Source organism: Paraburkholderia sp. Ac-20336, assembly GCF_017105025.1.
Taxonomy (GTDB): domain Bacteria; phylum Pseudomonadota; class Gammaproteobacteria; order Burkholderiales; family Burkholderiaceae; genus Paraburkholderia.
The window spans coordinates 42,575-57,144 of sequence record NZ_JAAGPS010000007.1; the positions used below are offsets into that span (position 1 = coordinate 42,575).

Here is a 14,570-nt window from a genome sequence, read left to right on the forward strand (position 1 = left end):
CGAGGAAACGTTCATGTTCGACTTCGCCCTGCGAAGGCTGCCCCTTTGCGTCCGCCGCGACGCGGGCTTTGCTTCTTCCGCTTATCGCGCGGTTCATCGCGCCGCTTGCCGGTCCGCTCGCGGGGCGAGTCATGGGCCAGCTTGTTGGCCTGCTTATTCGTCCGCTTGTTGGTCCACTTGTCGGTCCGCTTATTGGCCGATCCTCGCTTCGGCACTCGTGCCGGCCCTCGTCGCCTCGCCCGCGCAAGCGGACGACGCCAAACCGGACGCGACGCTGCCCACGGTCAGCGTCAGCGCCAGTACGAGCGCCGCACCGCGCGCCGTCGATCCCAATCTGCCCGCTTCCGTCGAAACCGTCACGCGCAATCAGTTCGCCAACTGGAACGTCGCCAATACCGAAGACGTGCTCAAGTACATGCCGAATCTGGCCGTGCGCAAGCGCTTTATCGGCGACCTGAATTCGATCATCGCGGTGCGCGGCACGAGCAATACGCAAAGTGCGCGCGGCCTCGTCTATGCAGACGGTTTGATGCTGAGCAATCTGCTCGGCAATAGCTATTCGTTTCCGCCGCGCTGGTCGATGGTGTTTCCCGACGAGATCCAGCAGGTCGACGTGATCTACGGGCCGTTTTCCGCGCTCTATCCGGGCAATTCGCTGGGCGCGACCGTGCTCATCAGCACGCGCATGCCGAAGCAGTTCGAGGCCGATGCGGACGTCAAGGCGTTTACACAGCACTTCAGCCTGTACGGCGTCAACCAGAATTTCAACGGCACGGAAGCGAGCGCGTCGATCGGCGACCGCATCGGCAAGTTCTCGTATCTGCTCGGCGTGAATCATCTCGAGAACACGAGCCAGCCGCTGCAATTCGCGACGCTCGTGCAATCGGGCACACCCGCGAAAGCGGGCGATACGCCCGTCACCGGCGCGTACTTCTACAACAACCAGACCAATACGCCGACGGCCGTACTCGGCGTCAACGGCGAGGGCATCGAGCACACGGTGCAGGACCAGTTCAAGCTGAAGATGCAGTACGACTTCACGCCGACGCTGCAAGGCGGCTTCACGCTCGGCTACTGGCATCAGACCTACGACAGCCAGACCTCGACCTTCCTGCGCGACGCGAACGGTAATCCTGTGTACAGCGGCAACGTGTCGATCAACGGCTATCACTACACGATTCCCGCGGCCGCCTTTGCACCGAGTCTCGGTCACAGCGAAAACTGGCTATACGGTCTGTCGCTGAAAACCCGCAACGCAGCCGGCTGGAATGGCGAAGCGATCGCCTCGTATTACGACATCGGCAATAGCGTGGCGCGCACGGCGAATGCCGGCGGCCCCGGCAATGGTCCCGGCACGGTACTGTTCGGCGACGGCACGGGCTGGAAAACACTCGATCTGCGCGGCACGTACACACCGTTCACGAACGAGGCGGGACTCGGCAATCACGCGCTGAGTTTCGGCTATCACTACGACAACTACTTTCTCGACAACCAGAGCTACAACACGCTGAACTGGCGCGACGGCAACGCGGCGTCATTCGCCAATGCCTTCACGGGCAAAACGCAGACGCAGGCGCTCTACGCGCAGGACGCATGGCGTTTTCTGCCGCGCTGGAAGCTCGTCTACGGCGTGCGCTATGAAGACTGGCAAGCCTACGACGGCACGCAATCGCTGCCGGGCCAGACCGTTTCGTACGGCGAGGCGAGCCAGCGCCACTTCTCGCCGAAAGCGTCGCTGTCGTTCGACCTCAGCGACGATCTGACCTTGCGCGCCTCGATTGGCCGCGCGTACCGTTTCCCGACGGTCAGCGAACTGTTCCAGGGGCAAATCAACGGCTTCGCGATCGTCAACAACAATCCGAATCTCCAGCCCGAGGACGATCTTTCCAAAGAACTGAGTGCCGAATGGGCGCACTGGAATGGCCTATTCCGCTTCTCGCTGTTTCAGGACGACGTGAAGAACACGATCTTCAGTCAGACCGACACCACCGTGATTCCCAACGTGACGAACTTCCAGAACATCGGCAAGGTGCGCTCACGCGGCGTCGAAACGAGCTATTCCGGCGAGGACGTGCTGGTGCACGGCCTCGATCTGCTCGCCAGCGTCGCCTATACGCAGTCGAAGATCATCGCCAATGCGCAGAACCCGGCTACCGTCGGCAAGTACTTTTATCGCATTCCGTTATGGCGCGCGGATATTGCCGCGACCTATCACTTCGATGCCCGCGCAGCGCTCACGCTCGCCGCGCGCTATTCGGGACGCCAGTACAACACGCTCACGAATACCGACACGAATCCCGACGTATTCGGCGGCACCAGCACGTACACAGTCGCGGATGCGAAGTTCACCTTCAAGCCGACCCGGCTCAGCGAAATCGGTGTGGGCGTCGACAACATCTTCGATGCGCGCTACTTCGTCTATCACCCGTATCCGGGCCGCACGTTCTATGTGGAAGCGAAGCTGCGCCTGTAGGCGGCACGCGAACCGATCGATCCAACTTATCCGACGAGGATTTCATGTCCACAACTCATGCCGCTGAACACGAGCGCGTTGCCCGCGATTCGACCGCGGACCCGAGCGCCGGTGCGAACACCGGTTCCACGTATTCGGGGTACCGAACGCTATGGCGCTGGCACTTTTACGCCGGCCTCTTCGTGATGCCCTTTCTGCTCGTGCTGGCCGTCACCGGCACGCTGTATTGCTTCCAGCCGCAGATCGAGCCGCTGCTGTATCGGCACCGCCTGATCGTCGCACCGCAAGCGGTACCGAGGCTGCCCCCCAACGTACTGTTGGCGAAAGCGCGCGCGGCCATGCCGGCCGATGCCGTCGCGACGACCGCGGTTATCACAAGCGACGCGCAACGCAGCGCCGAATTCGTTTTCCGTCTCGCGGACCGCACGCAACAGAGCGTCTATCTGAATCCGTATAACGGCGAGGCATTGGGCACACTGAGCGTCGAGCGCCGTTTCATGCAGGTCGATCGCATGCTGCATCGCAAGCTGCTACTCGGCAAACCCGGCGAATTGCTGATGGAACTGGTCGCATGCTGGACGCTCGTGATGATCGGCACCGGCGTCGCGCTCTGGTGGCCGCGCGCCGGAACCACCGTGTGCGCCGCACTGGCACCGCGCCTGTCGCTGTCAGGACGCCCGCTCTGGAAAAGCATCCACGCGACACTCGGCATCTGGCTCGCTCTCGGCGCGCTCGCCTTCGTGCTGACGGGTCTGCCGTGGACCGGCTCGTGGGGCAAGCAGTTCAAGGCGTTCGCGACTGCCGCGCAGCTCGGCGCGCCGCCGGGCGCATGGAAAGGTCTGGCGCTGCGCTCCGCATTGCCGGGTACGCACGCAGACCACGCAGAGGCAAAGGATGCGCACGGCGCCCATGAAGCCCACGCCCGCATGGACTCGATGCCCGGTATGGTCATGGACGACCTGCCGCTGCCGCTCAAACCGTGGGCCGCCGGCAATGCACCCGTGCCCTCGTCCCGCGATGCAGCAACCGATGCAAGCGCCGAAGCGCCACAGCCCCTTTCGCTCGGCCATATCGCCGCGTTCGCCACCTCTCTCGGCATCACCGACGGCTACAGCATCGTGCTGCCGAATTCCGCCACCGGCGTCTATACCATTTCCTATTTCCCAGGGAATCCGAAAGACGAACGCACGCTATATATCGACCAATATAGTGGCGCGGTGCTGAAAGACATCCGCTACGGCGACTATGGCGCCATCGCGAAGGCCGTGTCGTACGGTACGTCGCTGCATATGGGCCGCTATTTCGGCGTGGCAAACCAGTTGCTCTGCGCGGCCATTTCGCTCGGCCTCGCCGCGCTCGCGGTGACAGGCTGCGTGATGTGGTGGAAACGGCGGCCGCTGCGTGTGTCCGGCACGCTCGGCGCGCCGTCGCGCGAACGCGCCGCGCCGCCGATGCGCGGCTGGAAAGCCGGCCTTATTCTGCTCGGCGTCGTCTTTCCGCTGATGGGCGCGACGCTCGTCGCGGTATGGCTGCTCGACTGGCTATTCTTCGGCCGCAGTGCGCGCGGCCAGCAACGCATCGCCTGAGCCCGCGACGGCTCCGCTTGCATCGACTGCACGTTTACGATAAATTTTGCTCGTTTATGATCGATTTAAGCCCATCGAGCAAGGAGACGCCATGCAGCGAACGCGAGAGGAAGCCATCAACGGACTCCTGCCCGAGCAGCGCGAAGCGCTGATTCTCGAACGCCTGCGCACGCACGGTCGCGTGCTGGCGGCGGAACTCGCCGCCGAGTTACAGACCTCGGAGCACACGGTGCGCCGCCATCTGCGCGATCTCGCCGACCAGGGGCACTGCAAGCGCGTATACGGCGGCGCCCTGCTGATCTCGCCCGCCGACAAACCAGCCGCGCTCCGCATGCACGAAGCCGTCGATCGCAAGGCGCGCCTCGCCACGGCAGCTGCATCGATTGTGCGGCCGAAGCAGATCATTCTGCTCGACGCCGGCTCGACAAACGTCGCGATTGCAGAAGCCCTTCCCGAGAACGCCGATCTCACCGTCGTGACGAATTCGCCCGAAGCCGGCACGCGTTTGCTGAACCGGACCGGTTTCGACGTGATACTCGTCGGCGGGCGTATTGCTCGCGGCGCGGCCGGCTCGCTCGGCGCAACCGCACTGCTGCAAGTCCAGCAGATTCGCGCCGACCTCTGCTTTCTCGGCGCCTGTGCGCTCGATCCCGAGGAAGGCGTCGCTGCATTCGACGCAGAGGATGCCGAATTGAAACGCGCGATGGTCAAGTCCAGCGGCCGGATCGCCATCGCGCTGACGTCGGAAAAACTCATGACGGCAGCACCGTTCGCGGTCGCGCCCGCATCGGCGATCGACTATCTGTTCGTCGAGGCCGACGTGCCGCGCGCGCGGCTCAAGCGCCTCGAAGCCGTCTGCGACAACGTGACGGTGGCACGTTCATGACGACGCCCGACAACTCGCGCGGCAAGCCGGTCAAGGAACGCATCGCGACGATCGGCATCTTTCTCGCCAACGGTTTCGGCATCGGCGCATGGGCGGTCGAAGTGCCGCGCATCAAGGAAAGCCTCGCGCTTGGCGACGCGGCGCTCGGCATCGCGCTGTTCTGCTTCGCGCTCGGCGCGATCGTCGCCATGCCGCTCGCGGGACAACTCGCGCCACGCTTCGGCAGCGGCCGCGCGACCGCGCTGCTCGGCGTGGCCTTCGCCATCGCCTTGCCATTGCCCGCGCTCGCGCCCGGCATGGCGGCGCTGTGTGCCGTGCTGTTCGTGCTGGGGGCGTCGAATGGCGCGCTCGACGTGTCGATGAACGGACACGCGAGTGCCATCGAAACACAGTGGCGCGCGCCGATCATGTCGTCGTTTCATGCGGCATGGAGCGCCGGCGGTCTGCTCGGCGCCGCAACCGGCGCCATGTTGCAGAAGAACGGCATCGGGGTGATCGGCGGACTGCTGGCGCCCGACCTATGCATCGCAATCCTGATCGTTTTTTCCGCGTCGCTGGCATTGCGCGATGTCGGCGCGCGCGCGGCCGCCACGTCGAGCGGCTTCGCATGGCCCGACAGCGGCGTGATGAAACTGGCGATGCTCGCGTTTCTCTGCATGCTCGTGGAAGGCGCGGTGGCCGACTGGAGCGCGGTGTATCTGCGCTCGGCCCTGAATCAGGAAGCGAGCGTCGCCGCTATCGGCTACTCCGCGTTTGCGTTTTCGATGGCGGCCTGCCGGATCGCCGGCGATGCCTCGGTGCGCCGCTTCGGTTCGAGCAGGGTCGTCGCGCTCGGCGGCCTGATCGCGCTGGCCGGGCTCGCGCTGGTATTGAGCCTGCCGACAGTGCTGACCGCGTGCGTCGGCTTCGCGATGATCGGCATCGGTCTCGCGAATATCGTGCCGGTAATTTTCAGCGCGGCCGGCCGCTCGACCGCGACGCCCGCGATCGGCGTCTCGATGGCGGCCACGGCCGGTTACGCGGGCTTTCTGGTCGGACCGCCGCTAATCGGCCTCGGCGCAGGCTGGCTCGGCTTGCGCGTCGCGCTGTGCCTGCTCGTGATGGCTACGTTGATCGTTTCGCTATTGGGCGGCAAAGCCGTGCGCAACGCGCAGCCTGCCGCATAGCGCGCGAACCGGCTTTGCAACCGCGCCGCTTCATAGCCGATTCACATAGCCGCTGCACCGTTGCTTCACCGCGCGGCTTCCCAGGCCGCCAATGTCATTCCGTTTCCTTGTCCAGCAACGCGAGCGGCTTGCGAACAGGCACCGCCTCGCGCCTGGCATGGACACCTAACGGCCAGCTCAACGCGCCAAGCAGCGAGCGCGGCTGCGTGCCATCGTCGAGACCCGTAACCGGCCATTCATGTTTCGCGGGCACCCACCGCGTGCCGAATACGTGGTCCCACATCGGCAGCAATTGCGCGAAGTTGTGATTGAGATGCTCCGCGCGGATCGAGTGATGCAAACGGTGATACTGCGGATTGCTGACCCACGTGACGTAGCGGCCGAGGTCCACACGCAGATTCAGATGCGAGAAGTAGTTGCCAAAGAGGAACACGACCGAAGTCGCGCCGACGATCCACGGTTCGACCCTGAACAGCACGCCGACGATCGGATAAAGCAGGCAGCCCTTAATCAGTACTTCGAGCCAGTGATGCCGCAGCGTGATCGTCACGTTGAAATCCACCGCGCTATGGTGCAGCGAATGCAGCTTCCACAACACGGGCCACGTGTGCTGCAGGCGATGAAACGCGTATTCGAGCAGATCGATCGTCAGCAGCACGATCACGAACGACGCCAGCGCGCCCCACCCTTGCGACACGAGCACCACCATGCCGCCGCCGAACGCATTCACGATCGCGACGCTGGCCGCTGCCGCAAGCGGCTTCGCGGCCTCGACAAGCGCCAGATACACTCCCGCGTACGCCATGTTCAACCGTTGCCCCGCGCGCGATTGCAGCAACGCGGCCGGCCAGCGGCGCTCGAGCCATGCACCGATGCCCATCGTCAGCAGCGCGAGTGCGTAGGCTTTCAGCCAGAGGCTCGCGTGGTGCAGCAATTCAGGAAACGGGATCGACGCGAACATGGAATTCCCCGGGCGGACGATGCATACCGTGTATTGACGGCTCCTGCGCGCGCATTCGCGTGAACGGCTTGCTACGGCTCAACATGAGCAGTTCGAACCATCGCAAACAGGAAGCACGCACACCGGAGAGTCGGCAACGGCAGGAGCGTTAGCGTGATCTTCGCAGCCTGCCGGCCGGCACGCAAGCGCCAGCCCCACGAATCGGCGGCATCGCGCCGATGCTTTACCGTGAACTTACGGTAAATTCGACTCCGTCCACGAGGACGTAAAAAGTGGCGAGGTCATCGCTTCACGTTGTCATGATCGCGAGTGACCGATGCTTTCGCATCGCTCACTCGCGTCGTTGTTTATTGACATCCGCCCTGAGTTGGCCCCGCCGCCCCTCGCAAGACGCGTCAATCTCCCCGAACGCGAATCACGAAGACATGTGCTGCTGTCGGCTGTTATTCACTACGTGCTTGCCGGTTGCAGCGTATCTGGTTCTTGTGCCGCTCTTATTGCAACGGCCGTGCCATGATGCTGCAAACCTTGCCGGCAAATGATCTGAGCTTTCGCAGCGCGTATCGTGTGGGCCCGATCGCACGCGATGAGTCGGAATTGAGACACCACCATGGTGCAGCGATGCCGTCGCGCGCGTCGGCCTGCATTGATTCGAGGCGCGCGGGAAAACCCGTATCGATGTTGAGCGGCAAAGGTTTGCCGGGTACTCCGGTCAGAATTGCCTGCGCGTTACGCGACGGAGTAGCGATTACCTGGCGCGGACCGGCGTGTCGCAAAGCTGAGACCGAACCCGGACAGCGGCCATTCCCGTTTCATAGCAGCGCCGTCAATTGCGCAACGCGGGCCTCGAATTGCTGCAACTCCCCGGCGCGCAGCGGCGTTTTCTCCGGCAGTCCGACCGTCAACGGGTCTTGCGGCACATTGTCGACGTGCACCTCGTAATGCAGATGCGGCCCGGTCGCCCAACCAGTCTCGCCGACATAGCCGATCACCTGATTACGCGCGACATGACTGCCGCGCCGCAGCCCTTTCGCAAAACGCGACAAATGCGCGAACGTCGTCGAATACGGTGCGGGATTCTCGATAACGACGACTTTGCCGTAACCGGTCTGACGGCCGATAAAACGGATCACGCCTCGCGCCGTCGCATGCACGGGCGTGCCGGGAGGCGCGGCGAGATCGACACCGTTATGACTTTGCCAACGATGTGCGACCGGATCGAAGCGGCGCAACGAAAAACCGGATGACACGCGCGTGAAAGCCAGCGGATATCGATCGAAGGCGGGCTTCGTGCTCGCGCCGTCTTTCGTGTAATAGAGCGGCTGGCCGTGCAGGTCCTTGTACAGAAACACGTCGTGCGTGGCCGATCCGCGCACGATGCGAACCGCGAGCGGTTCGCGCGCGGACACGATGGAAGCACTCCCGCCGTTGCCCTGCGTGGCGTCGGCTTTGTCGCCACCGCCGTTGTTGTCGAACACCGCGCTCACCTGGTCGCCCGGTTGCGGGTCGCGCGTCAGGTCGAGTTCGTTATGGAACGCACGGACCAGAATCGCCGTGGTACCGGCATCGACGCCGAGGCTTTGCGTGGCCGCCGCGAAGTTGCGTTCGATCGGCGCCTTTTTAACGGTGAACGCGGGCGGTTGCGGAATCGGTGCAGTCGTCGCCGGTAAACGCGCGGCGGCGGTCGTCGAATCCTTGCTCACCAGCGAGACGTCGGGTTCGTCGTTGCGCGCGGCATGGTCGTGAGTCTCAGGTACGCCGCGCACACCGAGCTCATTGCACATACAACAATGATTTTGCTGGCGCGCCCCGGCAGGATGCGGGCTACGGATAGAGGCATTGACTAAGGCTAAGCGGTCGACCGTCGCAGGCGCGAGAGGCATGCACGGCGGTTTCGTTGGAACAGCATCTCCGGGTACTGCGCGAGACGCTGCATGAGGCTGCTGGAAGCCTATGGATGCTTTCTTAAGTCAGGCTTAAGCTGCCCCCAATAAGCAGGTGCGCAAAGCGCCACCTGGGACGGCATCGCCCGGGCCTTGCAGACCATTGCACCGAAAGCCATTCACGCGAACGAGGCCGGCGCGCATGCGCGCCTTCGCCTCATTCATTGCATTCGGCGCATTTAGTCAAGATAACGAAGCAAGCATGTTCGACAGACGACGGACATGCGCCTTGAACGCGTCGCCCGCTTCGCGGTTCGTCGTCGGATTCAGATGCGAGGTTTCGGCGAGTTGCGCCTGCTCGTGAAAGTCATTGGCGATCTTGCGCCGGATGTCCGCTGGCAGCGAGCGCACGATGGAGACCAGCAAAGCCTCTTCGGCATGCATCATGCCGAGAATCGAATGTGTGTCCATGCGAGAACCTCCGGTGGCAACATCGGCAGCGCCGTTCAGCACAAGCGCTCCGCACTTCATGTTACCCCGTTGGTTCGACGCCGTTGACCGGCTGTGATTGACCGGGTGAAATTACTCGGCAATCGAATAGCGCGAGGGACGGCGGCCCGGCTCTTTCGCCACGGGCTCGATACGCGGACTTGCGCCGCGAATGAACAGGATCGCGCAAAAAGCCAGCATCGCCCAGATGCAAAGAACTACCGTCAGAGCGCTCATGTCAGTCTCCGGAGAATGGGGAGTGCGGGTTAATACCGAAGTACCGGATGTGCTGAAGCCGTCAATGCAGCACGGACTCGCCTGACTCGCCGAACAGCAGTTCGTCGATCAGGCCGGTCGTCAGCGTCAACTGCGTTGCAAGCGATCGGCGCGCGAACTCGGCGCCGGCCGCGTCGCTGCGCGCAACGGCGGCGTGGGTTTCGGTCGCCAGGCGCAATACGGCTTCGGAGCGGTGCTGCAACTCGCGCATGATCTCCGCATCGGGACCGGACAACGGGCTGCCCCGCTCCGGGGTGGCAAATTCCGGCAGGCCGGCTTCGAATTGACGGCTTTTATCGTGGCGGGAAGACATCTGACACTCCTGGCGCAGTGAACGCGAATGGCACGAACCCAGTGTGCGCCGGCCGCCGGCTTTTCAATTCGTCGAATAGAAGCCGATTGTGAAGCCAATCCACTGCGATCGAAAAAATCAGGGTTTTTACTTAAATAAGGGCCCGACAGGCCGCGAGTCCCGTTCGCGGGCGCATCGGAGCTTGCGGGAAACTTGCGGAAAACTCACGGCAACGGTAGGAAAACGTCTAACCTGCCGTACGCTTTCAGAGAACTTCAGGCAGCCTCAGGCCGCCGCGACAACGTCGATACGCAGGGCCTCGGCGCCAGCCGCGATGGCGAGCAGATGATCGACGTTCGGGTGCGCGCCCGGACGGTTGCGCGCGTCGGCCGTATGTTCGGCGAAGAGCGCGAGGCCGTATTCGGCTGCCTTGGAGTCCAGCGCACCGAACGTGGCATGCAGATAGTTGTAGACCGCGAGCGAGCCCTGCTTGCCCGGCTTGTTCTCGATGCTGGCGACCACGGTGCCCTTGCCGTCGACCAGATCGATGCGCGCGATGCCGTCGATCGCAGGCATCTGCGCAAGATTTTCCTTGAATACGTTGCTTGGTTGGAACATCGAAACCACTCCTTTTTTCTAAAAAATGCGAGGCGGGCCGTATCTTAGCCGATGGGTGGCTCAAGCCGCCGGCAATCGCTCAGAACAGCGCGCCGGACGCCACAGATATTCAGTAATCCCGGATAATTTTCGGCGTCGATTTTCAGGCCGCAGAGACAAGGAAAACGTTTAACTTCAGATCCTCGATGCGAGCAAGAACACCTACCCTGTAATCATTTTCGAAGCAAAACAACATCCGCACGAAAGCAACGCGACATCAGAGCACAGGACACAAAGCTTCGGAAGACTAACGATATCAAGCACAATAAATCGCCTTTGATAATCGACGACGAAAGCCCACTAAAAACGGCATTCAAAAGACCCATTTAGAAGCAGCAAACGGCCATTCATCGCGGATTCAGGCGCGCCCAGTTATGCCTTCAGCGTCATTTCGACTGCTTGCAATCTTTTTTGAGATATGATCTCCTATGACTTACGAATGTTTCTGTAACACAGAAAACACGCGTTACCGTAATCTTCATGCTGCGCACAGCAGCGATCCATCCAGGAGATGCCCGCCAGGCAAGGAAAGAAGACTGGTAAAAATGCCACACAACGGGAGCATTACTCGCCCCGCTGCACGGGCATCTTTTTGCCTATTGATTTTAGTTATATGACGACTGATGTTTAGTATTTTTTAAAACCCGTACCGGCGAGATTTTAAAAATCACTTAATTCATTAATCCGACCAGGGGATGAAAATAAAAAACCATTAAAAACCGGCAATTGAATCCGCACCATCAAATCAAAATCTGGAGACGACATGCTTTCACCGAAGAAAACCACGCTTGCGCTTACTCTCAGTGCCGCCACCGCCCTGTTGATCACCGCCTGCGGCGGCAGCACGAACGACAGTTCGCCCGCTGCGCCCAGCTCCCCGAGTTCGCCGTCCACCACGACGCCCACGCCCGATCCGTCCCAAAACGGCGCGATTTCGCTGCACGGCATCGTCTACGGTCAGGCCGACACCAGCGTGCCGGACGGCGCCGGCATTCCGATCACGATGATGGGCCAGATGCGCGCGCTATTCGATCTGATCCGGAAATCGCCCGATTTCACGCAAGTGGTCATGGATCTCGGCGACGGCAACCCGGTTCACGTACTCGATACGAACACCGGCGACAAATTCCTGCCCGGCAAGCTCGCGCTCGGCCTGTCGTGGATTCTGATCGATATGAAGACGAAGGGTGATCCGGCCTATGCGGATTATCTGGCGACGTATCAGAAGATCACGACCGCGATGATGACGCAAATGACGGGCGCCAATTACACGTATGCGAATACGTCCTGGGGCGAGTACTACTATCTCGTCGCGCTCAACAATTTCAACGCGCATGGCATGCTGCACGAAGTGTTCAGCGACGCGATGCTGACCACGCTGCAAAACCGCCTGACCTTCTGCGACATGTTCGGCCCCGACGCGAGCGGGCAAAAGAATACCTGCCCGGCCGCCGGCACCCCGATTGACGTCGCCTCGCTCAATACCGCGCAGAACTATTACGCGGTGTCGTACGGTATCGCGGGGCTGCGCCAGAAACTCGGCTGGAGCAATCCGACGTTTTCTTCAACGACCGACCCGACCGTCGCCACAATGGGCGCGCGCGACGCACTGCTCTACACGCTCACGAAACATATCCGCAACGACTCGACGGGCGGCTTCTCCGACGAAGCCTCGAACACGCACACGACTTATTACGACCAGGCGCGCTACGACCGCTACAGCACGCTGCTGATCGGCGAAGTGACCGAGCGCACGCTGGAAATGGGTAACGAGGCCAATCTGACGCCGGAGCTGAAGCAGTATCTGCGCAACTCGGTCGATCTCATTCTTCCGCAGCTCAATACGAACGGCCAGGGCTTCAACTACGGCCGCTCGATCGGCCCGTACGGCGATACGGCATTCATGGAAGTGCTGACCGCGGCGGCCAATGTGGGCGTCCTCACGCCGCAGGAAATGCAGGTGGCCTACTCGTACATCTACAAGGCGGCTTATCGCTACAGCAACTTCTGGTACGACCCGACCTTGCCGACGCCGTCGGTGAACATGTGGGTCAAGGGCCGGGGCACCGACTCGTATCGCGGCAAGCCGCGCGTGATGGGCGAAAACTTCAGCCTGCTGCATCAGTTCATGTACGTCAACGCATGGTGGGACAAACTCGGCTTCAACGGCAAGGCACCGCTTCCCGATACCGACATGCAAACCTATCTCAACACGAAGCCGCATTACACGCTGACCTGGTACAACCAGCCGACCGATACCGCGCATCCGTATAGCGCGGCGCTCATCACGGTTCGCGACGGCAAGCGCGTCATCAACTTCAACCTGAGCCAGGCGCCCGACTACAACTCGTACACACCGTACTATCCGGTGCCGTCTTCGGATCAACTCGCGTACGGCACGACCGACCTCGCCTACGCGTTGCTGATTCCGCAGGTGTCGTATAACGGCAAAACCTATATTCCCGTCACGTACTACAAGAACCTGAACGTGCAGGAAAATAACGGCGAAGTCGTCGTCACGTTCGACACGGCGAAATTCAGGCAAGCCGCGAAAAACGCGCTGTACACGACAGATCTGGATCTGCAGGTGCATACGATCGTGACCTTCAGCCACGGCACGATCACGCGCAGCGATACGCTGAATTCGGGCACGTTGACGGGCAACCTGTCGGTGGAAACGGACTTCTCGTCTTTCGCGGATTTCCAGAACACCACCGCGGGCGGCGACGGCTTCTCGGTCAACTACACGAATAGCCCCGCCACCAATTACGCCACTACCGGTTTCGACAATTGCGCGCTGTCGCAATTCGACACCGTGAACGGGACGACCAACCCGTTGTCGACCACGCCGATTGGACAGCTGCATTCCAATTTCGTGTGTAAGACCCAGCCGTTCGCGCTGACGGGCGGCGCCAACCGCACGTTCACGTGGACACTGAAGTACGCTGACCCGGCCTGAGCGGCTTAGGTGAGCCGGCCGGCCTTCGCGAGAAGGCCGGCCTTGTTATTCGCAGGCTCGCCGGCCGTTTTCCGCCGGTTTGCGGACGAAGGGGGTAGCAGTCATACCAGTAGGCGATGTTGCCTTGCTAAGGAAATGCGGCATCGGAACAATGTGTACGAATGCAATAAACCCGACGCGCCATTCGACTCGGGCACATCACCGGAGCTCAAAGCCATGCGCATTTCCTTTCTGCACACGATAGACAGTAATAGACAGGTATTCGAACAGGCAGCCACGGAACTCGGTTTACGGCCGGACGATCTTCAGCATCTCGTACGCGCGGATCTTCGCGAAGCAGTCGAGCGGGCCGGCACATTCTCTGCCGATGTAAAAGCGCAAACGTGCCGTACGCTTCTCGACCTCGCGGCCAATGCCGATGCCGTGATTCTGACTTGCGCGACGCTGGGGCCCGCGGTTGCCGAAATCGGCAATGCGCCAGTGCCTGTCGTCAGAACAGATGCCGCACTGGCTGCATGGGCCGCCGAATCGGCCGGGCCAAATGGCAAGATCGCCGTGTTATGCGCGGCCGAAGCCGCGCTCGAATCCAATCGCAAGCTTTTCACGCAGTATGCGAGCGAAAGCGCCGCGTCGACGGAAATCGCGGTGGAAATCGTACATACCCCGCTGGTTTGGACGCTGTTCAAAAGCGGCAATATGAACGGCTGCTTTGCGGCTATCTCATCGGCTGCCGCTGACGCGTATGCGGCGGGCGCAACGGTCGTCGCATTTGCTCATCCGTGGATGGCGCCGGCCGCTTATCTCGCGAGCGAGGCGAGCAACGGCAAGCGGCCGCTCGACAGTGCGCGTGCCGCGTTGAATGCCGCACTGCGACGCGTCGGCGAGGCCAGATAAAGCAGACCGAAAGAACCCGGTCCAAGGAAGAGTGACAAAAAAGCCCGC

At 61.7% G+C, this 14,570-nt stretch carries 12 protein-coding genes; 6 read left to right on the forward strand and 6 right to left on the reverse strand.

Annotated elements, in window-relative coordinates:
- The first annotated feature begins 13 nt into the window (after positions 1–13).
- The 4 genes from GXB81_RS04990 (at position 14) to GXB81_RS05005 (ending at position 6,111) form a co-directional block, all read left to right on the forward strand.
- A complete protein-coding gene (locus GXB81_RS04990; RefSeq protein WP_167043767.1) occupies positions 14–2,473 on the forward strand; it encodes a TonB-dependent receptor in 2,460 nt (819 codons plus the stop codon).
- Positions 2,474–2,517: 44 nt separating this feature from the next.
- A complete protein-coding gene (locus tag GXB81_RS04995; protein WP_205988539.1) occupies positions 2,518–4,059 on the forward strand; it encodes a PepSY domain-containing protein in 1,542 nt (513 codons plus the stop codon).
- Between the two features lie 91 nt (positions 4,060–4,150).
- The gene (locus GXB81_RS05000; protein WP_167043764.1) at positions 4,151–4,945 is read left to right on the forward strand and encodes a DeoR/GlpR family DNA-binding transcription regulator; all 795 of its coding nucleotides are present in this window, start codon (positions 4,151–4,153) and stop codon (positions 4,943–4,945) included.
- On the forward strand, positions 4,942–6,111 hold the full coding sequence (locus tag GXB81_RS05005; RefSeq protein ID WP_167283127.1) for an MFS transporter: 1,170 nt from the start codon (positions 4,942–4,944) through the stop codon (positions 6,109–6,111). Before GXB81_RS05000 ends, GXB81_RS05005 begins: the two co-directional genes overlap by 4 nt.
- A 94-nt stretch (positions 6,112–6,205) precedes the next feature.
- On the opposite strand, the gene GXB81_RS05010 is transcribed toward GXB81_RS05005, so the two are convergent.
- The 6 genes from GXB81_RS05010 to GXB81_RS05035 all read right to left on the reverse strand — a co-directional run bounded on the left by GXB81_RS05010 (position 6,206) and on the right by GXB81_RS05035 (position 10,630).
- Positions 6,206–7,072, reverse strand: a complete 867-nt coding sequence (locus tag GXB81_RS05010; RefSeq protein WP_167043760.1) for a sterol desaturase family protein — start codon at positions 7,070–7,072, stop codon at positions 6,206–6,208.
- Between the two features lie 812 nt (positions 7,073–7,884).
- Positions 7,885–8,838: a peptidoglycan DD-metalloendopeptidase family protein gene (locus tag GXB81_RS05015; RefSeq protein WP_346777779.1), complete on the reverse strand. Its 954-nt coding sequence runs from the start codon at positions 8,836–8,838 to the stop codon at positions 7,885–7,887.
- Positions 8,839–9,198: 360 nt separating this feature from the next.
- Positions 9,199–9,426, reverse strand: a complete 228-nt coding sequence (locus GXB81_RS05020) for a hypothetical protein (protein WP_167043756.1) — start codon at positions 9,424–9,426, stop codon at positions 9,199–9,201.
- A gap of 111 nt (positions 9,427–9,537) precedes the next feature.
- The gene (locus GXB81_RS05025) at positions 9,538–9,681 is read right to left on the reverse strand and encodes a hypothetical protein (RefSeq protein WP_167043754.1); all 144 of its coding nucleotides are present in this window, start codon (positions 9,679–9,681) and stop codon (positions 9,538–9,540) included.
- Between the two features lie 61 nt (positions 9,682–9,742).
- On the reverse strand, positions 9,743–10,033 hold the full coding sequence (locus tag GXB81_RS05030) for a hypothetical protein (protein ID WP_167043752.1): 291 nt from the start codon (positions 10,031–10,033) through the stop codon (positions 9,743–9,745).
- A gap of 264 nt (positions 10,034–10,297) precedes the next feature.
- Entirely contained in the window at positions 10,298–10,630 is a 333-nt protein-coding gene (locus GXB81_RS05035; protein WP_205988540.1) for a DUF2322 family protein, read from the reverse strand.
- 802 nt (positions 10,631–11,432) lie between these two features.
- Here GXB81_RS05035 and GXB81_RS05040 point away from each other — a divergent pair.
- Positions 11,433–13,628 carry a hypothetical protein gene (locus tag GXB81_RS05040; RefSeq protein WP_167043749.1) on the forward strand — a complete coding sequence of 732 codons (2,196 nt, stop codon included), beginning with the start codon at positions 11,433–11,435 and terminating at the stop codon, positions 13,626–13,628.
- Between the two features lie 9 nt (positions 13,629–13,637).
- A complete protein-coding gene (locus GXB81_RS05045) occupies positions 13,638–14,522 on the forward strand; it encodes an arylsulfatase (RefSeq protein ID WP_345891047.1) in 885 nt (294 codons plus the stop codon).
- Positions 14,523–14,570 lie beyond the last annotated feature (48 nt).